This window comes from Methylolobus aquaticus (genome assembly GCF_054172105.1).
The window spans coordinates 441,810-466,237 of the sequence record NZ_JBSYXP010000001.1 but is presented as its reverse complement, the minus strand read 5'-3'; the positions used below and the strand labels follow the sequence as shown (position 1 = coordinate 466,237).

At 61.2% G+C, this 24,428-nt stretch carries 22 protein-coding genes; 6 read left to right on the top strand and 16 right to left on the bottom strand.

The window, feature by feature from the left end; genetic code table 11:
* The first annotated feature begins 23 nt into the window (after positions 1-23).
* From htpG to ACW73L_RS02105, 6 genes are all read left to right on the top strand, one after another.
* On the top strand, positions 24-1,940 hold the full coding sequence (htpG, locus tag ACW73L_RS02130; protein ID WP_498919689.1) for a molecular chaperone HtpG: 1,917 nt from the start codon (positions 24-26) through the stop codon (positions 1,938-1,940).
* Positions 1,941-2,097: 157 nt separating this feature from the next.
* Positions 2,098-2,742, top strand: coding sequence for an adenylate kinase (gene adk, locus ACW73L_RS02125; RefSeq protein WP_139557642.1), 645 nt, complete (start codon positions 2,098-2,100; stop codon positions 2,740-2,742).
* An 83-nt stretch (positions 2,743-2,825) separates the two neighbouring features.
* On the top strand, positions 2,826-4,229 hold the full coding sequence (gene leuC, locus ACW73L_RS02120; protein ID WP_498919687.1) for a 3-isopropylmalate dehydratase large subunit: 1,404 nt from the start codon (positions 2,826-2,828) through the stop codon (positions 4,227-4,229).
* Positions 4,230-4,248: 19 nt separating this feature from the next.
* On the top strand, positions 4,249-4,896 hold the full coding sequence (gene leuD / locus ACW73L_RS02115; protein ID WP_498919686.1) for a 3-isopropylmalate dehydratase small subunit: 648 nt from the start codon (positions 4,249-4,251) through the stop codon (positions 4,894-4,896).
* 133 nt (positions 4,897-5,029) lie between these two features.
* Positions 5,030-6,055, top strand: coding sequence for an aspartate-semialdehyde dehydrogenase (locus tag ACW73L_RS02110; RefSeq protein ID WP_498919684.1), 1,026 nt, complete (start codon positions 5,030-5,032; stop codon positions 6,053-6,055).
* A 149-nt stretch (positions 6,056-6,204) separates the two neighbouring features.
* Entirely contained in the window at positions 6,205-8,802 is a 2,598-nt protein-coding gene (locus tag ACW73L_RS02105; RefSeq protein ID WP_498919683.1) for a FimV/HubP family polar landmark protein, read from the top strand.
* 59 nt (positions 8,803-8,861) lie between these two features.
* Here the strand turns inward: ACW73L_RS02105 and mrcB are convergent, their stop codons facing one another.
* The 16 genes from mrcB to ACW73L_RS02025 all read right to left on the bottom strand — a co-directional run bounded on the left by mrcB (position 8,862) and on the right by ACW73L_RS02025 (position 24,425).
* Entirely contained in the window at positions 8,862-11,186 is a 2,325-nt protein-coding gene (gene mrcB / locus ACW73L_RS02100; RefSeq protein ID WP_498919682.1) for a penicillin-binding protein 1B, read from the bottom strand.
* Between the two features lie 152 nt (positions 11,187-11,338).
* Positions 11,339-12,334 carry a ferrochelatase gene (gene hemH / locus ACW73L_RS02095; protein ID WP_498919681.1) on the bottom strand — a complete coding sequence of 332 codons (996 nt, stop codon included), beginning with the start codon at positions 12,332-12,334 and terminating at the stop codon, positions 11,339-11,341.
* Positions 12,335-12,339: 5 nt separating this feature from the next.
* Positions 12,340-12,885, bottom strand: coding sequence for a GTP cyclohydrolase I FolE (gene folE / locus ACW73L_RS02090; protein WP_129882641.1), 546 nt, complete (start codon positions 12,883-12,885; stop codon positions 12,340-12,342).
* Between the two features lie 40 nt (positions 12,886-12,925).
* The gene (gene dusA, locus ACW73L_RS02085) at positions 12,926-13,945 is read right to left on the bottom strand and encodes a tRNA dihydrouridine(20/20a) synthase DusA (protein ID WP_498919680.1); all 1,020 of its coding nucleotides are present in this window, start codon (positions 13,943-13,945) and stop codon (positions 12,926-12,928) included.
* A gap of 152 nt (positions 13,946-14,097) precedes the next feature.
* On the bottom strand, positions 14,098-14,790 hold the full coding sequence (locus ACW73L_RS02080) for a hypothetical protein (protein WP_498919679.1): 693 nt from the start codon (positions 14,788-14,790) through the stop codon (positions 14,098-14,100).
* Between the two features lie 113 nt (positions 14,791-14,903).
* Positions 14,904-15,671, bottom strand: a complete 768-nt coding sequence (gene pdxJ / locus ACW73L_RS02075) for a pyridoxine 5'-phosphate synthase (protein ID WP_498919678.1) — start codon at positions 15,669-15,671, stop codon at positions 14,904-14,906.
* Positions 15,668-16,378 carry a DNA repair protein RecO gene (gene recO / locus ACW73L_RS02070; protein WP_498919677.1) on the bottom strand — a complete coding sequence of 237 codons (711 nt, stop codon included), beginning with the start codon at positions 16,376-16,378 and terminating at the stop codon, positions 15,668-15,670. Before recO ends, pdxJ begins: the two co-directional genes overlap by 4 nt.
* 20 nt (positions 16,379-16,398) lie before the next feature.
* Positions 16,399-17,280, bottom strand: coding sequence for a GTPase Era (gene era, locus ACW73L_RS02065; RefSeq protein WP_498919676.1), 882 nt, complete (start codon positions 17,278-17,280; stop codon positions 16,399-16,401).
* Positions 17,277-17,969: a ribonuclease III gene (gene rnc, locus ACW73L_RS02060; RefSeq protein WP_129882326.1), complete on the bottom strand. Its 693-nt coding sequence runs from the start codon at positions 17,967-17,969 to the stop codon at positions 17,277-17,279. Before rnc ends, era begins: the two co-directional genes overlap by 4 nt.
* Positions 17,966-18,376 (bottom strand): DUF4845 domain-containing protein, encoded by a 411-nt coding sequence (locus tag ACW73L_RS02055; protein ID WP_165370043.1) that lies wholly within the window; start codon positions 18,374-18,376, stop codon positions 17,966-17,968. The genes rnc and ACW73L_RS02055 overlap by 4 nt, the downstream gene beginning before the upstream one ends.
* Positions 18,377-18,381: 5 nt before the next feature.
* Positions 18,382-19,158, bottom strand: coding sequence for a signal peptidase I (gene lepB / locus ACW73L_RS02050; RefSeq protein WP_498919675.1), 777 nt, complete (start codon positions 19,156-19,158; stop codon positions 18,382-18,384).
* Positions 19,159-19,169: 11 nt separating this feature from the next.
* Entirely contained in the window at positions 19,170-20,975 is a 1,806-nt protein-coding gene (gene lepA / locus ACW73L_RS02045; RefSeq protein WP_498919674.1) for a translation elongation factor 4, read from the bottom strand.
* Positions 20,976-20,979: 4 nt separating this feature from the next.
* Positions 20,980-22,419, bottom strand: a complete 1,440-nt coding sequence (locus tag ACW73L_RS02040; protein ID WP_498919839.1) for a DegQ family serine endoprotease — start codon at positions 22,417-22,419, stop codon at positions 20,980-20,982.
* Between the two features lie 49 nt (positions 22,420-22,468).
* The gene (locus ACW73L_RS02035) at positions 22,469-22,894 is read right to left on the bottom strand and encodes a SoxR reducing system RseC family protein (protein WP_498919673.1); all 426 of its coding nucleotides are present in this window, start codon (positions 22,892-22,894) and stop codon (positions 22,469-22,471) included.
* A 32-nt stretch (positions 22,895-22,926) separates the two neighbouring features.
* Positions 22,927-23,880: a MucB/RseB C-terminal domain-containing protein gene (locus tag ACW73L_RS02030; protein WP_498919672.1), complete on the bottom strand. Its 954-nt coding sequence runs from the start codon at positions 23,878-23,880 to the stop codon at positions 22,927-22,929.
* A 65-nt stretch (positions 23,881-23,945) separates the two neighbouring features.
* Positions 23,946-24,425, bottom strand: a complete 480-nt coding sequence (locus ACW73L_RS02025) for a sigma-E factor negative regulatory protein (RefSeq protein ID WP_498919671.1) — start codon at positions 24,423-24,425, stop codon at positions 23,946-23,948.
* Positions 24,426-24,428: the final 3 nt, after the last annotated feature.

Genomic DNA, 24,428 nt, shown 5'->3' with positions numbered 1-24,428 from the left:
AACCAAAGGAGACCTGTCCGGACATGACTACCGCTGAGCAAAAGGTAACGCTGGGCTTCGAGGCCGAAGTTAAGCAGTTGCTGAACCTGATGATCCACTCGCTGTACAGCAACAAGGAAATCTTTTTGCGGGAGCTCGTCTCCAACGCGTCGGACGCGATCGACAAGTTGCGATTCCTGGCGCTGACGCATGAGGCGCTGTATGAGGGTGACGCTGACCTGAAGGTCAGAATCGAATTCGACAAGGCGAATCGGACCATCTCGATCACCGACAACGGCGTCGGCATGAACCGCGAGGAAGTGCAGCAGAACATCGGCACGATCGCCCGCTCCGGAACCCGCAAGTTCTTTGAGTCGCTGACCGGAGACGAGGCCAAGGACAGCCAGCTGATCGGACAGTTCGGCGTCGGCTTCTATTCCAGCTTCATCGTCGCCGACAAGGTCGTACTCGAGACCCGCAAGGCAGGCCACAACCAGAGCGACGGCGTCCGCTGGGAGTCCACCGGCGAAGGCGATTACACACTGGAAACGATTGACCGACCGGAACGCGGAACCCGCGTCACGCTGCACCTGCGCGCGGATGAAGACGAATTCATCGACGGCTGGAAGCTCCGCAGCATCATCCGTAAATTCTCGGACCACATCTCCGTACCCATCCTGATGACGAAGGACAACGTGAAGGGGGACGAGGAAGAGGAGAAGGCTACGGAAGTCGAATGGGAAACCATCAACAGTGCCTCAGCGCTCTGGGCGAAGTCCAAGGAAGATATCAGCGACGAAGCCTACAACGAGTTCTACAAACACGTCTCGCACGACTTCCAGGAACCCTGGGCCCGCTTGCACAGCCGGGTGGAGGGTACCAACGAGTACACCTTGCTGCTCTACGTGCCCGCGCATGCCCCGTTCGACCTGTGGGACCGCGATGCCAAGCGCGGCGTGCGCCTCTACGTGCGCAAGGTATTCATCATGGAGGACACGGAGAAGCTGATGCCGCGCTACCTGCGCTTCGTGCGGGGCGTGATCGACTCGGATTCCCTGCCGCTGAACGTCTCGCGTGAGATCCTGCAGGAGAACAAGCAACTCGAGAAGATCCGCTCCGGTGCGGTCAAGAAAGTCCTGGGCCTGCTCGAAGACATCGCGGCCAACGAGCCCGAGAAATACGCAGCATTCTGGAAGGAATTCGGTTCGGTGCTCAAGGAAGGGCCGATCGAAGACTTCAAGAATCGCGAGCGAATCGCCAAGTTGCTCCGCTTCGCCTCAACCCATACCGGGAGTGACGCTCAGACGGTCTCTCTGGCCGACTACCTGGCACGGATGCCGGAGGATCAGGACAAGATCTACTACATTACCGCTGAATCCTACGGGGCAGCGGCAAACAGCCCGCATCTCGAAGTGTTCCGGAAGAAGGGCGTCGAGGTCCTGCTGCTGCATGATCGCGTCGATGAATGGCTGGTCGGTTACCTGACGGAATACGAAGGCAAACACCTGCAGTCGGTCGCAAAGGGCGACCTCGACCTATCGAAGCTGGGCGAGGACGAAGCTACGGACAAGGAGCAGCAGGAGAAGCTGACCGAAGAGCTGAAGCCGCTGACCGAGCGCGTCAAGACGGCACTCGGTGACAGCGTAAGCGACGTCCGGATCAGCCACCGCCTGACCGAGTCGGCTTCGTGCCTGATATCGGAAGACTATGGGCTGAGCCGCACGATGGAGCGCATTATGAAGGCCGCCGGCCAGCAGGTACCGGCCAGCAAGCCGGTGCTCGAAATCAACCCTGGCCATGCCATCGTCAACCATCTGAAGCACGAAGCCGACGAGCAGCGCTTCAACGATCTCGCTCGCATCCTGTTCGATCAGGCGGTGTTGTCGGAGGGCGGACAACTGGACGATCCGTCGCAGTTCGTCCACCGCATCAACAGCCTGTTACAGGGTCTGATGCAGTAGGCTGCAGCCCCTTCAATCACCCGTCGGAGGGGCGCGTCGGCCATCACTCGCGTCCCTCCCCCTGCAGATCCGATCCCAAGTGTGCCAGAGGGATCCGGCGTCATGACTTATCCCCCGCCTTTATGGCATGATGCGCAATTTCGTGCAGAGGTTAGGTATGCGCATCATCCTCTTGGGGAGTCCCGGTTCCGGCAAAGGCACACAAGCCCAGTTCCTGACCGAGCACTATGGCATCCCACAGATTTCGACTGGCGATATGCTGCGCGCCGCGGTAGCCAAGGGCACACCGCTCGGACTACAAGCCAAGCAGGTCATGGACAGTGGGGCCCTTGTATCCGACGACATCATTCTCGGTCTGATCGAAGAGCGCATCGCACAACCCGATTGCCAGCGAGGCTTCCTGCTCGATGGCTTTCCACGCACCATCAAGCAAGCCGACGGACTGGCTGCCATGGGTATTCAGCTCGACTGTGTGGTCGAGATTCGTGTGGACGACGAGACCATCGTCCAGCGGATGAGCGGGCGCCGCATCCACCCTGCATCCGGACGCACCTACCACACTGTCTTCAATCCGCCGAAAGTGGCGGATCAGGACGACGTCACCGGAGAGCCCCTGATCCAGCGCGCGGATGACGAAGAAGCGACGGTTCGGAAACGCCTCAACGTCTACCACGAGCAAACTCGGCCACTGGTCGATTACTACACGAAGCACGCTGAGTCCGGCGCGCTGAGCTTTGCCAGTATCGACGGCATCGGAACCGTCGACGAGATCCGCTCGCGACTGTTCGCCGCATTGAGCTGAGCGAGCAAAAATCACTACCGTTTGTCGAAATCTACAGGACATGTCGTCCCACATTGTTTGATACCTTAACCCGCCCGAAGCCGATGACCGCCAAAACGCTCTACGACAAAATCTGGAACGATCATCTCGTCCTGACCGAAGACGATGGCTCGGCGTTGATCTACATCGACCGCCAGCTGATTCACGAAGTCACTTCGCCGCAGGCGTTCGAGGGTCTACGGCTGTCCGGGCGGAAACCCTGGCGTCGGTCCGCAAACCTCGCCGTGCCCGACCACAACGTGCCGACCACCGATCGGCAGGCCGGCATCAGCGACCCGATCTCGCGGCTTCAGGTCGAGACGCTGGACCGCAACTGCGCGGAGTTCGGCATTACCGAGTTTGCGATGTCGGACATTCGGCAGGGCGTCGTGCACGTCATGGGACCGGAACAGGGCGCGACCTTGCCTGGCATGACCATCGTCTGTGGCGACTCGCATACCTCAACGCATGGCGCATTCGGGGCCCTCGCCTTTGGCATCGGCACCTCGGAAGTCGAGCACGTACTCGCCACCCAATGTCTGGTACAGCGGAAAGCCAAGAACATGCGCGTCGCCGTTGAAGGGACCCTTCAGCCGGGTCTGACCGCCAAGGACGTGATTCTGGCCATCATCGGACGGCTCGGCACCGCCGGCGGCACGGGCTACACGATCGAGTTCACCGGGTCGGTCATCCGCGCCCTCTCGATGGAGGGCCGCATGACCGTCTGCAACATGGCAATCGAGGCCGGTGCGCGTGCCGGACTGATCGCGGTCGATGCCACCACGGTGAACTATCTGACCAACCGTCCCTTCGCCCCGAACGGCGCACTTTGGGACCAGGCAGTCGCCGCCTGGGCACACTTGCATAGCGATGATGGCGCGCACTTCGATGCCGAGGTGGAAATCCGCGCCGAGGACATCCGGCCGCAAGTCACCTGGGGAACCTCGCCGGAGATGGTGTTGCCGATCGATGGCAGAGTCCCGGATCCGAATGCCGAAGCGGATGCCACGCGCCGCGCGGGCATACAACGCGCACTCGACTACATGGGCCTGAAACCCGGTACACCGCTGACCGACGTGGCGGTCGACAAAGTCTTCATTGGCTCCTGCACGAATGGGCGCATCGAGGACCTGCGTGCCGCCGCAGCAGTGGTGCAAGGCAAGCAGCGGGCCAGCAATGTGCGTCTTGCGCTGGTTGTGCCTGGCTCGGGCCTGGTCAAGGAACAGGCCGAACGCGAAGGACTCGACCGGATCTTTCGCGAGGCTGGATTCGAGTGGCGAGAACCGGGGTGCTCGATGTGTCTGGCGATGAATGCCGACCGTCTCGAACCCGGCGAACGCTGCGCGTCGACGTCAAACCGGAACTTCGAGGGACGCCAGGGTTATGGCGGCCGTACCCATCTCGTGAGTCCGGCGATGGCGGCGGCCGCAGCCGTCCACGGCCATTTCGTCGACATCACCCGTCTCTGAGCCTGATCGGTTAGATTCCATGAAAGCTTTCACCCGTATCACCGCCCGCGTCGCCCCTCTGGATCGGGCCAACATCGATACCGACGCAATCATTCCAAAGCAGTTCCTGAAGTCCATTCAGCGTGCTGGATTCGGACCTTACCTGTTTGACGAGTGGCGCTATCTGGACCACGGCGAACCGGGTATGGATTGCACCGACCGCCCGTTGAATCCCGAGTTCGTGCTGAACCAGCCGCTCTTCGCCGAGGCTCGTATCCTGCTGACGCGCGAGAATTTCGGCTGCGGCTCGTCACGCGAGCACGCGCCATGGGCACTCGAGGACTTCGGCATCCGGGCCATCATCGCCCCCAGCTTCGCTGACATCTTCTACAACAACTGCTTCAAGAACGGCATCCTGCCGATCGTCCTGGATGCAAAAACCGTCGATGAACTATTCACGCTGGCCGAGCCGGGGCACGACTTGACGATCGATCTGGAGTTGCAGACCATCGCGACTTCGGATGGCCGAGTGATTCCATTCGAGATCGATGCATCGCGCAAGCATCGGCTGCTGCATGGCCTCGATGACATTGCCCTGACACTGCAGTACCGCGAGCAAATCGAAGCCTATGAGGCGCGCCGGCGCACTTCCGCGCCCTGGCTGTTTCCGGACACGGTACCGACCTGAACACGTAGCCAATGCGGCCCCGGGGCGTCGCAGGACAAATCGCCCTTGCCGGGGTGGACGTCACTACTCCGTGCGCCCCCCCCGGCCAAAGCGCCAGCTACGCACAACTCTCGAACGACTCTGACCCAAAGCGATGAACAAGACCGTTAATGTGGCCGTGCTGGGTGCTACCGGCGCCGTCGGCGAAACAATGCTTTCGATCCTCGCGCAACGGAATTTTCCTGTCGGTGAGGTTTATGCGCTCGCAAGCGCTCGGTCCGCCGGAAAGCGAGTCGAGTTCGGTGACGAGACCCTGACGGTCACCGACGTCGAGCAGTTCGACTGGACCAAGGCGCAGATCGGGCTGTTTTCGGCTGGCGCCTCCGTATCGGCGGAATTTGCACCAAAGGCGGCGGCAGCCGGCTGCGTGGTGATCGACAACACCTCTTGCTTCCGTTACGACGACGAGATTCCGCTGGTCGTGCCCGAAGTCAACCCCGAGCGCATCGCAGATTTTCGTCACCGCGGCATCATCGCGAATCCGAACTGCTCGACCATACAGATGGTCGTTGCTCTGAAACCGATCTTCGATGCCGTCGGGATTGCCCGGATCAACGTGTCGACGTACCAGGCCGTATCGGGGACGGGCCGGAAAGCCATCGAAGAACTCGCCGGCCAGACCGCCAAGCTACTCAACGGACGCCCGGTGGATCCAGCGGTCTATCCCAAACAGATCGCCTTCAACGTCCTGCCCCAGATCGACGTCTTCATGGACAACGGCTACACCAAAGAAGAAATGAAAATGGTCTGGGAGACCCGTAAGATTCTGGGCGACGACACGGTACAGGTGAATCCGACTACCGTTCGGGTACCCGTGTTCTATGGGCATTCGGAGGCCGTGCACATTGAAACGCGACGGAAAATCACCGCCGACGAGGCCCGCGCCCTCTTGTCCGCCGCGCCCGGCGTCATCGTCATCGACGAGCCACAGCCAGGCGGCTATCCCACCGCCGTGACCGAAGCCGCGGGTCATGATGCCGTCTACGTGGGTCGCATCCGGGAGGACATTTCTCATCCCATGGGCTTGAATTTGTGGGTCGTCGCAGATAACGTTCGAAAGGGCGCCGCCCTCAACAGCGTGCAGATCGCCGAGATGCTGCTCCAGCGATTTCTCGCCTAGCACGGCGCGTTGGTCCCGCGCTCGTTCCGAGTCGGTTAAATACAGCGTGGCCGCCGCGTGTGGTCGCACTGTGACCTAAGTTTGTGTGAGGGGGACCGCCCACCGCGGCTTCCCCTTCTCATTCATCGCTTGAACCGGAGATTGGCCGCGTGCACAGTTTTTCGAAAGCACTCGTCATCGTCGGATTGCTGGCCCCCGGCAGTGGACAGACGCTCGGCGTTGGCGAAATCAAACTGCATTCCTTTCTGAATCAACCCCTCGACGCCGAGGTGCCACTGGTTCTGTCCGGCGAACAACTGGATCAAATCCGCATCGGCCTAGCAGCACCTGCGGAATTCGCGAAGGTCGGTTTGACCCGCTCGCCGGCTATCGGCAAGCTGCGCTTCGATGCGGTGCAGCGGCGCGATGGGAGTTTCGCGGTTCGCATCCGCTCTCTGGATGTCATCTCCGAACCCTTTCTCAGCTTCCTGATGGAAGTGACCTGGCCCCAGGGCCGCATGCTGCGCAGCTTCACGGTCCTGCTGGACCCGCCCGATGCGTTGGCAGCGCCCGTAGTCACGGCACGCCGGGAACTGACGGCCGAGTCGGGAGGCGACTGGCAGGAGACCCGCCCCGTCTCAGGGGTTTCCGCGGATGCCGCCGCCCAACGCATGGCTCCGCGCCCTACGGGGCAAATCTATGGTCCTGTTGCTCGCAACGAGAACCTCTGGAAGATCGCCGAGCGGCTAAAGCCCGATGCGTCGATTCCGACCGAACGGATGATGACGGCACTCTTCCGTCTAAATCCTCAGGCCTTTTCCCGACCAAGCGTCAATGCCTTGAATGCCGGCACTTACCTGAGGGTCCCCGGGCAGGACGATCTCTTCGGCTCGGGAGATCCCGTACAGTCGCGACAATCGACAGAGGAATCTCCGTTTCAGCCCGAGCGACGAAATCGGTCAGCACAACATCGAGTTGCAGCATTAGCCACCTCGCCGGATGAAGCCAGCGGGGCTGCTCAGCCGAACCTTAACGGTCGTGAGTCCGTAACAGCCGGAGCCTCTTCCCAGGTACGCACACCCGACAATCCAGCTTGGCCTGCTATCGAAAAGCTCCGGCGCGAGAATGAACAGCTACGCAACCGGATGACCCAGTTGGAGTTGCGGGTGACGGATCTGACCCGTCAGCTTGAGGCGCGCGACCGCAGTGCCAGCGCGCCGGCACCAGCGGCCCCAGCCCCTGCCATCGTGCCCGCCGCGGCGTCAGGACCTGTTGTCGAAGCGGCGTCAACCACTACTTCTGCCTCGGGGACACCTGCGTCACGCGACGTGGAAGCCGCGTCGCAGCCCGTCGACGCAACAGGTCCCGCAACGGTCGCCGTGCCTGCACCGGCAGCGACTCCCACTCCCGCCCAGGTGCCAGCCGCGGACGGTGCGCGACACGTAACCGAGCCCGAAGGCGCGGGCACTGAATCAAAACCCGCGAACATTCCGATCCCGTCTCACAGACCTTCCGCACCGCTATCGGCGCGCCAGATGCAGGCCACCGCCGACGACGGTTTGCAACCCTGGCTCATGGGTCTCGCGGCAGCTCTGGTCGCAGCACTCGTCGGAGGCTACGCGCGGCGACGTATTGAGTCCCGCCGCTCGCGTCAAATGGTCGACGACGAGAATGCGTTGGCGGTGACTGCAAGCAAATCAACGGCTCGCTCGGCGCCGGCCGGACTGATCAATGCGGGGGTAACCGAACCGCCGGCCATTGCAGCCAACGCACGCCCAGACACCACTACGGTACAAACAGCGCCGGAATTTGCCCGGAACGAACCGCTGGAAGGAGACGCGTTGTTCGAGGCGGAGATCTATCTGTCCTATGGCAAATTCCGCCAGGCCGAGGAGTCCATCAGGCGCGCGATTGAACTCGCCCCCGAACATCCCGAGCCCTACCTCAAGCTTCTTCAAGTCTACGCGGCCACGCAAGACCGCGACGCCTTTCGGCTTTTGACCGAAAAGCTAAAGACGGAACACCCGATCGCCGACCCTGAGTTCTGGGCTCGTGCCGACGCCCTGGCGGAAAAAATAGGTCTGCCCTTGGGAACGCTCGAACAGACACTGTCGGACAGTGAGGACGACAGCACCCCAGCCAACGCAGCGCCTGACGAAACCGATCAATTGATTGCCAAACTGAAGCATTTCAGTTTGGAAAGCCGCATACTGGACGAGGAAATTCCGAGCGCCACGCTTGACGATGCAAGTCAGGGCAAGGGAACCGTCCCTCCCCTGTCATCGACGACTGACGGAACGGCCGGCCAGTTGCAGAGTGCCGCTTCTCCAGAAGAGGCGCCGACCGAGTCTACGACAGGTACCGGCGAACAGGCCGAGGATGCGCACGTGATTCCCTACACGCCCATCCCGTTTTCCAAAGAATCGGCACACGAAACGGTCGAATCGGCTCTCGACACCGATGCTGCGCGGTCGATCGAGGACCTGCTTAAAGAGCTGTCGGCCATGCATTTCGAGGAACACCTCGCCGCGGCCCCGGACGGCATGAGTCCTGCGGTGACCAATCGCTCGCTCGCTGCCCAAACGAACGATGGCAGTCATCCCGCCGCAACTGAAGTCGAAGATCTCGAGTCGAAGCTGGATCTGGCTCGGGCCTATGCCGACATGCAGGATGTCGTGCAGGCCCGCATCATCTTGAATGCAGTCATTACCGCTGGAACGGCAGAGCAACGCCGGGAAGCACAGGCCCTGCTGACGCGCCTTGGTTGAGGCCTGCAGCTTGCCGTGACACGAGCCCGTCCGTTGCCCCTCGCGGCGGAAGGCAAGCGTCAGAACAGACTGTCACTTACGGAAGGGGCCGTCCTGGCGGTTGCACCACAGGCACCACCGTTAGGCGGCTCCGAGCCCTTTATGAACGGCATGCGGGTCGCCGTGGGGCAGCCCGACTCGGAGCGCAGCCCCGTTTCGCGATCTATCCAGACCTCCGCCACGTTCTGCGGCCGCGCCAGGGTCACCGGTTCACGCGCGATTTGCTTCATGGTCAGCCCCCAGATCCGCATCGCGCCCTGCGCGCCCGTGAGTCGAGCCGGCTGGTTGTCGTCGCGCCCCACCCATACCACACCCAGATAATCGCCGGTAAACCCGGCGAACCAGCTGTCGCGGAGATCGTTCGTGGTGCCGGTCTTCCCTGCCACATTGAAGTGCCGCGGCAGGAGCGCATAAAGCGACTTCCCGGTGCCTTGCGACACGGCTTCCTGCAACACGGTATTGACCAGGAACACCGCCGACGTATCGAGTTGCTGCCGGGGCTTGAGTGCGTGGCGCTGCAATACCTTGCCGTCGCGTGAGGTGACCGCTCGTATGGTGGTCAGCGGCATCAGGAAACCCTCGGCAGCCAGCGTTTGGTACGCCTGCGCCACCTCGATCGGCGTCATGCTGACGGCACCGAGCAACACCGACGGGAACGTGGGCCCCTTGCGCGACACGCCCATCCGCCGCAGCGTTTCCAGAGTGTGTTCGACACCGACACTGAGGCCAAGCCGGATGGTCGCCAGATTATAGGATTGAGCAAGTGCCGTGCTCAGCAATACGGTCCCATGCTCCTTGCCGTCGTAATTGCTCGGAAGCCACGGCCGACCACCTTCGGCCTTCAGTCGCAGAGCCCGATCCGACAGCGGCGAGGCGATCGTATAACGCTTCGAGTTTCTCAGAGCGGTCAGGTACACCACTGGCTTGTACAGTGATCCGATCTGCCGCTCGGCATCGAGCGCACGGTTGAAACCTGCGGACAGCGGATTCCGCGACCCGACCAGCGCGACGATCTCGCCGCTGTCGCGGCGCGTAACAATCGCGGCCGTTTCAAGTCCACGACGACCTGCCCGCTGTTCCAGTTGCTTGATACCGTCGCCCACGGCCGCTTCCGCGGCACGCTGCGCATCGACCTCGAGAGTCGTAAAGATGCGCAGCCCCTCCGATGTCAGATCCTCGTTCTGATAGTCCTTGGCCAACTGGCGTTTGAGCAGATCGAGAAAGGCCGGGTACTGGCTGATCGGTTGATGGGGATCGGCGAGGACGTCGAGCGCCTTCGCCTTGGCCTCGGCGGCTTGGGTGGGCGAGACGTAATGCTGTTCCGCCATCGCATCGAGCACGACATTGCGGCGCTTCACGACGCGATCCGGCGCCTGGAAGGGATCGTAGTAGGAAGGGCCTCGCACCAAACCTACCAACGTCGCGATATGCTGCAGCTGCAGTTCACTCAGCGAGCGACCAAAGTAATACTGGCTGGCCAGAGCGAAACCGTGGATCGCGCGTGCACCGTCCTGCCCCAGGTAGATCTCATTCAGATAGGCTTCCAGGATCTGCTGCTTTGAGTAGCGCGCCTCAAGGATCAGCGCCATGAAAGCCTCGTTGATCTTGCGCCACCACGTGCGCTGCGATGTAAGGAAGAGATTCTTGACCAGTTGCTGGGTCAGCGTGCTGCCGCCCTGAACGATGGACCCCGAGCGGGCGTTGACCCAGACCGCTCGCAGGATGCCTCGCGCTGATATTCCCGCATGCTGATAGAAGTCGCGATCCTCCACGGCAAACAATGCTTTCAACAGCAGGTCGGGAGCTTGGGCCAGCTTGATGAGAATGCGATCCTCCTTGATCGTCGGGTAGAAGCTACCGACCTGCAGCGGCTCCAGGCGCAACACCGCCAGGCTGCGCCCCTTGTCCAAATCGGTCAGCGCCGAGATGCGATCACCGTCGAAGTCGACGCGAACGGTGCGGGCGGGCTCGGCCCTATCGGGAAAGCGGAACGCACGAGTCTTGACCAGTAGCGACGTTCCGCGTCGCGCATAGCTCGCGCGTGTCGCGAGGAGCGGATCGGGCCGAAATTTGAGGTCCGCAAGGCGCTGCTCGAGACGCTCAGGCCCGCTTCCGGCGCCGACGAACAATTCCATCGGCGCTGCGTAGATCCGCGCCGGGAGGGACCACTTCTTCCCCTCGAATTCCTCCCGAATGCGGTAATCGAGGTAGGCAAGGTAGGCCCCAAAACCAACCACGAGAAAAGGCAAGAAAACGAGGATCTGGCGCAGCAAAAAGCGACGGAACCGTCCGCCGCGCGCGCGTCTGCCTTTCGGTGGTACTCGCTTGCGCTGCTGGCGTGTCATCGCGCTCGAACCGGCATCGCTAGAAAGCAGCCAAGTGCGAACTCAGCCCACCAAAGAATCGCGCGCATTTCCACCGAACGATCACCAGAGCTCGCGGATGCCGCTGTGCAACGGCGCCGGCCGGGGCCGTGCCGATGTCCGGAGTTCGTCCGTCAAGCCCCTCGTGCAACAAGGTCGGCAATGACCGACGCGTGCTGTGGGCTGGAGTTCAGGGCCGGAATGTAGCGATACTGGGAACCTCCTGCACCGAGGAAGACTTCCCGGTTGGCCACGGCAATTTCCTCCAGGGTTTCCAGACAGTCCACCGCAAAGCCAGGGCAGACCACATCGACTGCGCTGACTCCCTGTTTTGGCAACTCCGCCAAGACCTCGACACAGTAGGGCTTTAGCCACTCCATCGGGCCGAAGCGCGACTGGAAGACCAGTCGCCAGCGGGACTCGTCCAACCCGAGGCGACCGGCAATGGCCGATGCGCTCGCGACACATTGATCATAGTAGGGATCGCCCAACGCCCGGCTCCGGGCCGGCAGACCGTGAAATGAGAACAGCAACATACCGGAGGGCTGACCGTGGCTCTTCCAATACTGGCTTATGCTGCTCGCAACGGCATCGGTATACGCCGGCTCGCGGAAGTAGTCGGCGATGAAGGCATGGGACGGGACGTGTCGCCAGGTGCGGAGCACCTGCGTTAGCGCGTCGTAGGTCGAGGCGGCCGTGGCTGCCGAGTACTGGGGATACAGCGGCAAGATGACCAATTCCTCGACGCCCTCTGCTTTCATGGCATCGAGTTGACTCCGCACACTGGGATTGCCATAGCGCATACCCAACCGGACGAGATACCGTGTCCCATTAACGGCTTCGCGCTCCAGATGCTCCTGCACCGCCGCGGCAAGATCGGACGAATGAAAAAGGAGCGGCGAGCCGCGCTCGGTCCACACCGTAGCGTAAGCGTGGGCCGACTTCGGGGCGCGCAGGGGCGCGATCACCAGATTCAGTACGAACCACCAGATCGCTCGCGGAATCTCCACGACCCGCGGATCGGCCAGGAACTCGCGCAAGTAGCGCCGGACCGCAGCCGGTGTGGGGGCATCGGGCGTACCAAGGTTGACCAGCAACACCCCGACTTTTCGCTGTGACTCAGCCGTCATGGCACTCACTTCCGGTTGATCAAGCCAAGAAACTCGGATCGCGTGCTGATCTGGCGCCTGAACAAGCCCAGCATCGAAGAGGTCGTCATCACCGAGTTCTGCTTCTCGACGCCCCGCATCATCATGCACAGGTGTTTGGCCTCGATCACGACGGCCACGCCAGCCGGCTGCAACGCAGTCTGGATGGCATCGGCGATCTGCTTCGTCAGGCGCTCCTGAATTTGCAGTCTCCGCGCATACATCTCGACGATGCGCGCCACTTTGGACAAGCCGATGACTTTACCCTTGGGCAGATAGGCAACGTGGCACTTGCCAATGAACGGTAGTAGATGATGTTCGCACAACGAGTACAGTTCGATATCCTTGACGATGACCATGTCCTCGGTATCGGCCTCGAACAGGGCATTGTTCAGCACGTTGTCGAGAGATTGGGCGTACCCGCTGTTCAGGAACCGAAATGCAGCGGCTGCCCGCTTCGGGGTGTCGATCAGGCCCTCACGGGTCACATCCTCGCCGAGTTCCTGGATCAGGTCAGAAAACACGGCTTCCATTCGCTTGCTCATGGCTCAGTCTCTTCGGAAAGTCGAAAAATTACCCGGCGGCTCCGGTCGGTGAGGTCAGCGCCGATTCGGAGCACAACCGCGCGGCTTCGATCAGCGCGGCCGCGCTCGCTTGCCGGCCGGTGGCGTTCTCAGTCAAGTAGCGCCGCCAGCGGCGTCCACCGGGTGCTCCGTGATATAGACCGAGCACATGGCGGACCATTGCATGTAAAGGTGTACCCGCGCTTAGCTCGCGTTCGACGTAAGGGAGCCATTGGTCGATAACGCTGCGTCGCGTGACGGGTGGAGTCTCGGCGCCGAAGATTTGCTGATCCGCACGGGCCAGCAGGAAAGGGTCTCGGTACGCCGCGCGGCCAATCATGACACCGTCGAAGCTGCGCAACTGCGCGTTCGCCTCTTCGAGCGTGAGAATTCCGCCGTTCAGAATGATCTCCAGATCCGGTCGATCCTCCTTGAGTCGCGCGACCACGTCGTAGCGGAGTGGCGGCACCTCTCGATTTTCCTTGGGGGATAGTCCCTTCAACCAGGCTTTCCGCGCATGCACGACGAAAACACGACATCCCGCCGAAGCCACCGTATCGATGAATGCCAACAGCTCTTCGTAGGAATCACGCTCGTCGATACCGATCCGGGTCTTGACCGTCACCGACAAGCGCGTGCATGCCCTGATGGCTGCAACGCCCGCCGCGACCAGTTCGGGCTCCGCCATTAGGCAGGCACCGAAACGGCCGTTCTGCACCCGGTCGCTGGGGCAGCCGACATTCAGGTTGACCTCATCGAACCCGGCCGCGTCGGCCATCGCGGCGCAGGCTGCCAAGGCCTCGGGATCACTGCCTCCGAGTTGCAACGCCAGCGGCTTTTCCTCCGGGCTGAACGCCAACAGGCGACCGCGGTCACCGTGCAACAGCGCCGACGTCGTGACCATCTCGGTGTAGAGCAAGGTGCGTTTGGACAGCAGCCGCAAGAAAAACCGGAAGTGGCGGTCGGTGCGATCCATCATCGGCGCGACGGACAGACGCCTATCCAGAATGCAGAAAGGTTCAGTGGTCATTCAGCACGGGTGATGGATTGTAGGCCGGGTTGCCGGGAGCCTGCCCGAGCGCCCCGTACGGCGCGCTTTCAGGATGACGGAGTAGGGATCACACCCAGGATCGAGCGGCCGGCCGGGGCCTCGTCATCACGGCAGCAGCACAGGTGGTCGGCTTAAGTGCCCCGCTGGTTTTCGCGGCTCGGACGCATCGCCGGCAATTGGTGACGGGGAGACGCGGAAATCATTCTGACCTGTCTCGAGGTGCTGAACCACAAACCGACCGCCAAAAGCAGCAACAGCGCTACGCAAACCACCACGGCATAAACGATGGCACGCAATTCCTCGACCTGCCCTAGGGCATCCGTCCCCGTAGCGGTCGCAGGGGCCTGGACGGAACGATATCGGGGATGCTCGGTGGTACGATCTTGCCCCATGCCGCCCTGTGGCTGAGAACGCAGGAGCCTTAATTCACCCGCTGCCGCCTCGAGCAGTTGCAGATCCTCACCGCCGAGCGTACCCCTTTCCACACTCTGCTCCAGTCGTCGTAGCTTGCTTTCGACCGAGGCGCTCAGGACGCGCGCCAGACGGCCCTCCAGCGTTTTCACTTCCGGACTTGGCTGTGGTTCTTGGCCGATGGCTGCGAGAGCCGGAGCGGAAATCCCGCCTTCCAAGCGGGCAAGCGAGGATTGTACGCGGTAAAGCCACACGACGATCAGGAACATCATGGCAATGATCCCGAGTGTCCAGATCAGCTGCTGCAAGCGCAGCAACCATGCTGGCATGGCCCGCGTCAGGTGATGACGGTCGCCCTCTATCGTGTACAGAGCGCGCCGATATGCCGCATCGTCCGGAGGTAAATCAGCCATCGAATGCTCTCATCGGCCGCTGCCCAGGAAATCAGCCCCCCGTCAGCCGGCTTACGGAAACGCTCGGACCATCCTGAGAAAAGATATCAATATGGCAGATCGCGGCTGCCCGGTCAATTCCGCCCGCAGGTCGCACCGCCGACCAACAAGGCCTTCATCTCCCGGACGGCCGCATCGATTCCACAAAAGACGGCGCGGGCAATAATGGAATGCCCGATGTTCAATTCGCGAACGGCCGGGAGGCCGCAGATAGGCCCGACATTGTGGTAATGGAGGCCGTGCCCGGCGTGCACGGCCAATCCGGCCTCGGCCGCCGCTTGTGCCGCGCGTTCCAGGCGGTGCAACGCCAGGTCACGTTCGGCGTCGTGCGCGGCATCCGCATAGGTTCCGGTATGCAACTCGACTGCGGGTACCCCAATTCGAATCGCCGCATCGATTTGACGCAGATCGGCCTCGACAAACAGGGAAACCTGGATATCGGCCGCGCTGAGTCGTGAACACGCAGCCTGAACCGCGGCAAAGTGCCCCTGCACATCGAGCCCGCCCTCCGTCGTCAACTCCTCCCGCCGCTCCGGAACCAGGCAGACAGATGCCGGACGCACCCGGCAGGCCACCGCGACCATCTCGTCGGTAACGGCCATTTCCAAGTTCAGCCGGGTCGACAGGTGCTCCTGTAGCGCGTCGATATCACGGTCCTGTATGTGTCGCCTATCCTCCCGCAAATGGGCGGTAATGCTGTCCGCACCTGCCTGCTCGGCGGCAAGTGCCGCTAGCAATACGGAGGGGTAGCGCGTACCGCGCGCCTGCCGCAGCGTCGCGACATGATCGATGTTGACGCCCAGTGCAATGGACTTTCGAGCTGTGGAGTTCGTCGTACTCATGTTCGCGAATATTTGAAGAGCTCCCTACTTTTCAACGAACGCCCGCCCAAGTGATGGGCTATCACACCCCGCATCAGCCGCTTGGCGTCCTTGAGGTCGGAAGCGCTCGAGAAAACGCCCGTCCGCAGCGCGATCAGCGCCGATCCCCGGACGGCCCCGGCCTCCGGCAAGGCTGCGATGGGGCCTTGTTCAACGACATAGCGATAGTATCGGCTCGGATCCAATCCATCGCCCGTGGCGATGTCGCATTCCAGCGGCAACTCGTAGCCGAGCTCCGCGAGCAACAAGACTTCAAAGTTGCGCAGCACCGCTTCCCGTTCATCCGCCGCTGCGAGCCGATGCAGCGCTTGACCGTAGACTTCGAAGATCGGCGGATGTGGATCATGCGGCGCCAACAGACGAAGAATCAGCTCATTCAGGTATAAACCACAGGCGAGCGCCGTGGCGTCCGCCAACGGCTGAGCAGCGACGACTTCGACATCGGTCAAGATCGGCAATTCGCCCCGGGCTGACCATGAAACACGCAGCGGCGCGAACGGAAAGAAAACCGCACTGGCAGCGCCCTTTTTTCGGCGCAATCCCTTGCCGAGCACCGAGACCCGGCCGTGCTCGCGGGTCAGGAACTCAAGAAACAGGCTGGTTTCACGATAACTCGTCCGATGCAGCAAGTACGCCGGTTCGAGCAGTATCCGCCCGGTGTCTGTCATGTTCCCCGGGGCTTGCTGGTTCAGTCCGAATAACCGAAGCGTCGCAACGCTGCGGCGCTGTCGGACCACCCTTCCTTAACTTTCGCCCAGAGCTGGAGATTGACCTTCTTCTCGATCATGGCCTCCAACTCGCGCCGCGCAGCGGTGCCGATCGCCTTGAGGACCTCTCCCTGTCGCCCGATGACGATAGCCTTCTGGCCTGGGCGTTCCACCCAGATGGTTGCGTGTATCGTCACCAGACCCGGGGTTTCGGTGTATGACTCGATCTCGACGGTCAACGCGTGCGGCACTTCCTGACCGACCCGGTACAGCAGCTTTTCACGGATCAGTTCGCTGGCAAAGAAGCGCATCGACCGATCGGTCACCTGATCGCCCGGGTATATGGGATCACCTTCCGGCATCAGTGCGATCAGGCACTGTTCCAAAGCCTCGATGTTGATGCCCTTGGTCGCAGAAATCGGGATGATCTCGTGAAACTCACGACCCTCATTGGCGCTTCCCAGAAAGGGGAGCAAACTCGTCTTGTCGGTCACCCGGTCAATCTTATTGATCGCCAGCAGGATGGGTGCGGACACATCGGCCAGCCGCCGGCGTACGGGTTCGTCCGAAGGCTTCCAGCGTGGACCGTCGATGAGCCAGACGACCGCGTCCGCATGACTCAGCGCCGACTCGGCAGTCCGGTTGAGCGCTTGATTGATGCCGCGTCGTATGCCCGCGTGGAGTCCCGGAGTATCGATAAACACCAGCTGCGCGCGAGGTGTCGTCTTGATGCCGAGAATCCTGTGGCGTGTCGTCTGCGGTCGAGAGGAGACGATACTCAGCTTCTGCCCCACCAGACGGTTGAGCAGCGTTGACTTGCCGACGTTTGGGCACCCAACCAGCGCAACGTAACCGACTTTCATGCGGACGCCTTGGTTCCCTCGGTAAGCTGCCTCAGCATTTCCTGCGCCGCCTGCTGCTCCGCCCGCTTGCGCGAACTGCCAGTGCCGGTGGATGGCTCGGCCGACAGCGGAATCCGGCACTCAACGACGAAGCTCTGGTCGTGCGGGCGTCCCGTCAACGACAGGAGACGGTATTCGGGAAGATCCAGCCCCCTGGCCTGCATCAACTCCTGAAGTTGGGTCTTCGGGTCCTTTTTCCAATCGGCTACCGTAAGGCGCTCGAAGGACTCTCCAAATAGCCTCAACACCAGATCGCGGCAGACTTCATATCCCTGGTCGGTCAACACGGCGCCGATGATCGCTTCGAAAGCATCTGACAGGATCGAGTCACGCCGGAAACCGCCGCTGCGCAACTCTCCTGCCCCCAGAATCAGATAATCACCAAGCTCCAGCGTCCGCGCAATCTGGGCCAGTGAAGTCTGGTTGACCAGCGCGGCGCGGAGCCGGCTCAACACCCCCTCATCCGCGCTGGGAAAACGGTCGAACAGGGCCTGAGCGATCACGAAACCGACGACCGAATCGCCAAGGAACTCCAGTCGTTCATTATTGATGCCGCCGGCGCTGCGATGCGTCAGCGCCGACCGCAGCAGCCTGGGGTCGGTGAAGCGCAAGCCCAGTTTCTGGGCCAGCAAGTCTTCAGGGTGCCTCATGGCTTCAGTTCGATGACGACCACGTCATCGAAGCGCGCGACCACATCGAGATTGCCCAGCACGTGCCGTACGACGTCGTATTGCAACCTCAGTTTCAGGTTCTTGTCGTCCCTTTCGAGCTTTACGTTGCCGGTGGTGACGTCTTCGACGTTATTGATCTCCCAGCGCCGCCGCAGCAAATCGAAGATCTCTTCGCGCGACTTGTTGCCGAGATCGCGATCACTCTCCAGTGATTGCAGAGTGGAGCGGATCATGTAGTGCTCGAAGTAGATCGGCGCCACCCTGACCAAGACCACGGCGCATAGGCCGAGGAACCCCAACAAGAGCAGAAAGCTGATCAGCGTCATGCCGCCCTGCACGGTACGCGCAGACGCGAGATGACGCCGTTGTGAGTCGGCGCGCGTCACGGCGGTCACTGCAGGCTATCGCCCAAACGATCCAGAGCCACGCCGTGGTTGTCCCAATCCCAGTTCATCCAGATCAGAAAGGCCTTACCGACCAGATTGGCTTCAGGTACCGTGCCCCAATAGCGACTGTCATTGCTGTTGTCGCGATTGTCGCCCATGACGAAGTACTGCCCCTCCGGCACTCGAAACTCCCCCTGGACGCCGGGCTGACCCTCGCGAATCAGAATATCGTGCGTCACGCCGGTCAGGTCTTCGTTCAGCAGTGCGGCACCGCTCATGCTTGCGCCCTGACCCACCCCGACGTATTCGCCGAGGCGCGTCTGCGGAACCGGCTTGCCATTGAGGTAAAGCTGCTTGTTGTAGTAAGCGATACGGTCACCGGGCAAGCCGATGACGCGCTTGATGTAGTCGACCGAAGGATCCTGCGGGAACTTGAAGACGACGATGTCACCGCGACTTGGCTCACCCATGGCGAACACCTTAGTTCCGAGCACCGGGAGCCGGATTCCGTAGGTGAACTTGTTGACCAGAATGAAATCGCCGATCAACAAGGTCGGCATCATCGATCCGGACGGAATCCGAAATGGCTCGACGATAAACGATCGCAGCACCAGTACGACGAACAGTACCGGGAAGAAGGAGTGCGCATATTCAACCAGCCAAGGTTCCTTCGCATCGCTCGTCGGAGCGCCACCCCATCGCTGCCATAGCAGATAGCCACCCCAGATCACGCCGCTCGCCAGCGTCGCGAAGACCAGCACGAACTCAAAATCGACATCCATCGCGCGCCCTCTCAGGAATCCTTGCCTACCCGCAACACCGCGAGGAAGGCCTCCTGCGGAATCTCGATCCGACCGACCTGCTTCATGCGCTTCTTGCCGGCCTTCTGTTTCTCAAGCAGTTTCTTCTTGCGCGTGATATCGCCACCGTAGCATTTCGCAAGAACGTTCTTGCGCAACGCCTTCACCGACGAGCGCGCGATGATTTTGGAACCGATCGCTGCCTGAATCGCGACTTCGTACATCTGGCGCGGGATCAAATCCTTCATCTTATCGACGAGATCCCGGCCACGTGTCTGACTGTTGTCGCGATGGACGATCAGCGACAACGCATCGACCTTGTCGCCATTGATCAGCACGTCGAGCCGCACTAGCGGCGCCGCCTGGAAGTGCTTGAACTCATAGTCGAAGGAGGCAAAGCCCCGGCTGACCGACTTGAGCCGGTCAAAGAAATCCAGCACGACCTCGCTCAACGGCAGGTCGAAGCTCAGCGAAACCTGACCGCCGATGTACTGCATGCTCTGCTGAACCCCGCGTTTTTCGATGCACAAGCCGATGACGGCACCGAGATGCTCCTGCGGTACCAGGATGTTGGCACGGATGATGGGTTCGCGAATCTCGGAGATCTCATTCAGGGGCGGCAGTTCGGATGGATTGTCGACCGCGACGACCTCTTCGTTGGTCTTCAGTACCTGGTAGACGACGGTCGGCGCGGTCGAAATCAGGTCCAGGTCATACTCTCGTTCCAGCCGCTCCTGAACGATCTCCATGTGGAGCATGCCCAGAAAACCGCAGCGAAATCCGAAGCCCAGCGCCTGGGACACTTCCGGCTCGAAGTTCAACGCGGCATCGTTCAGTCGGAGTTTGTTCAGCGCTTCGCGCAGGTTCTCGTAGGCGTCCGACTCGACCGGATATAACCCCGCGAACACGCGCGGCTGCACCGTTTGGAAACCCGGCAGCGCCGTTTGCGTCGGATTGTCAGTCGCGGTGATCGTGTCACCAACTGGCGCACCGAAGATCTCCTTGATCCCGGCGACAACGAAACCGACTTCGCCCGGCCCGAGGCTCGCCTTATCCAGAGGCTTGGGCGTGAATACACCCAATTTCTCGACCGTATGGCTCTTGCCCGTGGACATCATCGTGATGCGTTGACGCCGGGCAATGCGGCCGTTCATCACCCGAACGAGCGACACCACGCCGAGGTAGTTGTCGAACCAGGAATCGATGATGAGCGCCTGGAGCGGCTGATCCGGGTCGCCTTCCGGCGCCGGAATCGCTCCGATCAGTTGTTCGAGCAGATCATTGACCCCGAGGCCAGTTTTCGCACTGATCCGGATCGCGTCCTGCGCCGGCAGACCGATGATTTCTTCGATCTCGCGCGAGACTCGTTCCGGCTCGGCGGAAGGCAGATCGATCTTGTTCAGGACCGGCAAGACTTCCAGCCCCTGCTCGATGGCGGTATAGCAGTTGGCAACGCTCTGCGCCTCGACCCCCTGGGCCGCATCGACGACCAGCAGGGCGCCCTCGCACGCGGCCAACGACCGGGAAACCTCGTACGAGAAGTCGACGTGCCCCGGCGTATCGATGAAGTTCAACAGATACTCATCGCCTGCCTTCGACCGATAGGTCAGAGTGACACTCTGCGCCTTGATCGTGATGCCTCGCTCCCGCTCGAGATCCATCGAGTCGAGAACCTGTTCAGCCATCTCACGATCGGCGAGGCCACCACAGATCTGGATCAGACGGTCGGCCAGAGTCGACTTGCCGTGATCGATATGCGCGATGATCGAAAAATTGCGAATATGAGTCCGATCAGTCACGCAGTCATTCCTTGATCTTCATCGGCAGAAACAGCGAGTTGCCGCCCCTCAGCACGAGCACGGCCACCGTCTTGCCCTTGGCGAGTCCCTTGGCAAGGTCCTGCAGATGGGCGACGTCCCTTACCGACTGGTCCTGCAGGCGCTGGATCACGTCTCCCTTCCGCAAACCCGCCTCGAAAGCCGGCGAGCGCTGCACGACATCGGTGACCAGTACGCCGAACTTTGTCACTTCGAGCTGTTCGCGCATTTCTGCGGTGAGGTTGGCCACGCGGACACCCAAGCGGCTCACCATTTGCCCTTCGAGTTCGCCCTTGGCGAGCACGGGCTCGTCGTCATCGGTCGGCAACGCACCAATCTTGACCACCAGTTCCTTATTGGCACCCTCGCGCAACACCTTCAGTGTTGCCGTCTCGCCGATCTTGGTCATACCCACCAGAGGGGGCAATGCGCTCGAGTTGGTAATTTCGGTCCCGTTGTAGGCAAGGATGATATCGCCGACCTGAATCCCGGCGGCCTCAGCAGGGCTCTTGGGCAGGATCTTGGCGACGAGCGCCCCCTGCGGCTTCTTCATACCGAAGGATTCCGCCAGTTCCCGGTTCACGTCCTGAATGTTCACGCCGAGCCAGCCGCGCGACACCTTGCCAGCGGATTTGAGCTGGGCCACGACCTGCGTGGCGACTTCCGTCGGGATCGCGAAGGAAAGCCCCATGAAGCCGCCGGTGCGACTGTAGATCTGCGAATTCACGCCGACGACCTCGCCGTCAAGGTTGAACAGAGGGCCACCAGAATTTCCGGGATTAATCGCAACGTCGGTCTGAATGAAGGGCACGTAATTGTCGCTCGGCAGACTGCGGCCCTTCGCGCTGACAATGCCGGCCGTCGCCGAGTGCTCGAAACCGAATGGAGAGCCTATAGCCAGCACCCATTCCCCCACCTTCAATGCCTCGGAGGAACCGAGCTTTACGGTGGGCAAGTCAACGGCATCGATCTTCAGCAGCGCGATGTCGCTTCGCTTGTCTGAACCGACCAGCTTGGCGACGAGTTCGCGACGATCCTGAAGCCGCACAATGATTTCGTCGGCGCCCTTTACGACGTGATGGTTGGTCACGACATAACCATCCGAGGACAGAATGAATCCCGAGCCCAGGGATTGGGCCTCGCTGGGTTCACCGCCACCACCACCACCGCCCTCGCCAAAGTAGCGCTTCAGAAAATCGTCGAAAGGGGTGCCCTCGGGAATCTCCATGCCCTCTGGGAGCTGAGGCTCGGACGCGGCAACCTTTTGCGTAGTGCTGATATTGACAACCGCCGCATTGTTTCGCTCGACCAGCTCCGTAAAGTCCGGAAGCTGCGCTAACGCGTTGTTCGACAGCCAGAGCGACAGTCCCATGCCGACCACCATGAGACGGACGACGCGAGGCACCTCGACGCAAAAATGAGGCATGATCTTCATGGAAAACCCTGAGAAGAAAAATATGACTGACCTGACATACTCAGGTCACGAGACGCCGGGAAATAACCGGCGCCGAGGCCAGTGATTCGATGAAACCCCATTTCTTGGCTGTCCACAAGCCCAGCGAAAAGGCAAGCGCACCTCCACTTAGCGCGCCGAAATCGACCGCCGGGGGCCAGATCCTGCCCACGGCGAAGTGGCCAACGGAAGCTCCGATGAAGAGCGCCAGCAGCGACCCCAGGTAAAAGACTCCGGCCGCAAACATGGTCCGACGGGCCGAAAGACTTACGACGACATGATCTCCCAGCTGCAGGTCGAACTCTGGTTTACGAATGGTGAGCTTGCGCGAAAGCCGCTCACTGCCAGCCGCGCAGCGGGTCTGACAACCACCGCATGCGTCTGCAGCACCGAGTTCAACGACGCACGAATCGCCGTCGACCGCAACGATGATACCGACTTCCTCCACCGTAAGGCAGCTACAGGGCTCGAACGCCGCCGTCAATCGGCTGACGCGCCACGATGCCGTATGCCATTCGCGATGGCCTGCGCGGTTCTTGCCGGAATTTCACCGATTGCGGTCACGAGGAAGTCATCGATCTTGCGAGAAAAGGAGTGAATCGCGCCCGATGCCGTGGGTTGGCCAACTACCAACTTCTCACCGACCTCGTCGAAATAGACCGAGACCGAGGTCAGACCATCGCTGAGCAACAGATGTTCGACAGGCCGGTTCATCGCCCCGTTTCTAATCCGACGAAATGACGCGATCTGAAAACCGACCGGAACTCCATGTAGGGTCCATCGCAATGAATCGATCGGCAGGCCCACTTGTTCTCGAGTCTCCCAATCGTTTGGCCCTGTTTTCGTCGAGGGCTCAAGCTGCTCGGCAGACACGGGCGTCGCAAGGTCCAGCGACGAAAAAACCATCTGCTCCACCACGGTATCCGTACCATCGATGATTTCGACCTTGAGAGGCAGATTCGAAGAGGAATCGACCCACACGCGCCGTCCGTAGCGCATGTCATCCCTCGCGATAATGGCAACGGCTTGCGCATCCCGCTGGGCAATGCGATCCCGTCCGCCCAGGATGAATATGTAGTTCGGACGAAGCTGTTGGAAGTTGGCCGGCAAATCGAACAAATCTCGCCCGGCCGTCCTCGTCTCGACCAACACGGTGCGGCTGTCATGGAGGTAGCATCGAACTTCCTGTCCTTGCCGGATTACCTCGCGCATGGGCCCGCTGAGCGACACGAGCCGCTCATGCTCCACTCCGTTGCTGACCGCGTGAATGAATTCGATGTTTTCGACTTTGTTATCGCGGGAATATGCAATTATGCCGCGATATTGCAATTCGCTCATCGCCGTCCGCATCTTTTCCAGTAGCGCGACGGCGACATCGGCCTCGTCCCCGCCCTGTGTCAGATCCGTCGCCAAAGCCTGGAGACAGCATGCCATCGCAAGGAAACCAAGGGACCAGCGGCGGAGCCGTGTCGCCGCGAGGAACAAGCGGATCACGCTAACTACCGGCCTGCTCTGTCGCTACTGACCACACGCAAATAGGGCATAAGGCCACCATTGGCTGCGAGGTAGGCCGTTTCGTTGTGCGTCACCAGATAATCATGCAACTGGGCTGTCGAGGCGGGGTCCGTGGAGGCCACGGTCATCGGGTTCGCTTCCCGCTCCTGCAGTACCGAACCGCCCACAAATACGGCCAAACCGGCCAGAGTGGCCGCCAACGCAAGCGTAATCGCCTGATCACTCACGCGCTTCCGCCAATCGGGGACGACAATCGCAGGTTCGTCTTCTATCGCCGCGTGCACGCGCGATACGAAGTTCGCATCAGCAATCACAGGCTTTCGCGAGCGCAACACTTCCTTCGCGAGAAGGAAGCGGGAAAACTTTGCGGCATCTTCCGCACTCGATTCCAGCCCTTTCATGAGCTTCGTTGCCGCCGCTACGTCCATCTGGTCATCGACCAGCAGCGACAGCTTTTCGGACATGTC

Excerpts from the sequence above, each read along its gene's own strand:
- ACW73L_RS02030 (WP_498919672.1), bottom strand. The coding sequence starts at position 23,880 with ATGGCATGCTGTCTCCAGGCTTTGGCGACGGATCTGACACAGGGCGGG.
- lepB (WP_498919675.1), bottom strand. The coding sequence starts at position 19,158 with ATGGATGTCGATTTTGAGTTCGTGCTGGTCTTCGCGACGCTGGCGAGC.
- hemH (WP_498919681.1), bottom strand. The coding sequence starts at position 12,334 with ATGACGGCTGAGTCACAGCGAAAAGTCGGGGTGTTGCTGGTCAACCTT.
- htpG (WP_498919689.1), top strand. The coding sequence starts at position 24 with ATGACTACCGCTGAGCAAAAGGTAACGCTGGGCTTCGAGGCCGAAGTT.
- pdxJ (WP_498919678.1), bottom strand. The coding sequence starts at position 15,671 with ATGAGTACGACGAACTCCACAGCTCGAAAGTCCATTGCACTGGGCGTC.
- leuD (WP_498919686.1), top strand. The coding sequence starts at position 4,249 with ATGAAAGCTTTCACCCGTATCACCGCCCGCGTCGCCCCTCTGGATCGG.
- rnc (WP_129882326.1), bottom strand. The coding sequence starts at position 17,969 with ATGAGGCACCCTGAAGACTTGCTGGCCCAGAAACTGGGCTTGCGCTTC.
- dusA (WP_498919680.1), bottom strand. The coding sequence starts at position 13,945 with ATGACCACTGAACCTTTCTGCATTCTGGATAGGCGTCTGTCCGTCGCG.
- ACW73L_RS02025 (WP_498919671.1), bottom strand. The coding sequence starts at position 24,425 with ATGTCCGAAAAGCTGTCGCTGCTGGTCGATGACCAGATGGACGTAGCG.
- folE (WP_129882641.1), bottom strand. The coding sequence starts at position 12,885 with ATGGAAGCCGTGTTTTCTGACCTGATCCAGGAACTCGGCGAGGATGTG.
- recO (WP_498919677.1), bottom strand. The coding sequence starts at position 16,378 with ATGACAGACACCGGGCGGATACTGCTCGAACCGGCGTACTTGCTGCAT.
- mrcB (WP_498919682.1), bottom strand. The coding sequence starts at position 11,186 with ATGACACGCCAGCAGCGCAAGCGAGTACCACCGAAAGGCAGACGCGCG.
- leuC (WP_498919687.1), top strand. The coding sequence starts at position 2,826 with ATGACCGCCAAAACGCTCTACGACAAAATCTGGAACGATCATCTCGTC.
- era (WP_498919676.1), bottom strand. The coding sequence starts at position 17,280 with ATGAAAGTCGGTTACGTTGCGCTGGTTGGGTGCCCAAACGTCGGCAAG.
- ACW73L_RS02110 (WP_498919684.1), top strand. The coding sequence starts at position 5,030 with ATGAACAAGACCGTTAATGTGGCCGTGCTGGGTGCTACCGGCGCCGTC.
- ACW73L_RS02040 (WP_498919839.1), bottom strand. The coding sequence starts at position 22,419 with ATGCCTCATTTTTGCGTCGAGGTGCCTCGCGTCGTCCGTCTCATGGTG.
- adk (WP_139557642.1), top strand. The coding sequence starts at position 2,098 with ATGCGCATCATCCTCTTGGGGAGTCCCGGTTCCGGCAAAGGCACACAA.
- ACW73L_RS02080 (WP_498919679.1), bottom strand. The coding sequence starts at position 14,790 with ATGGCTGATTTACCTCCGGACGATGCGGCATATCGGCGCGCTCTGTAC.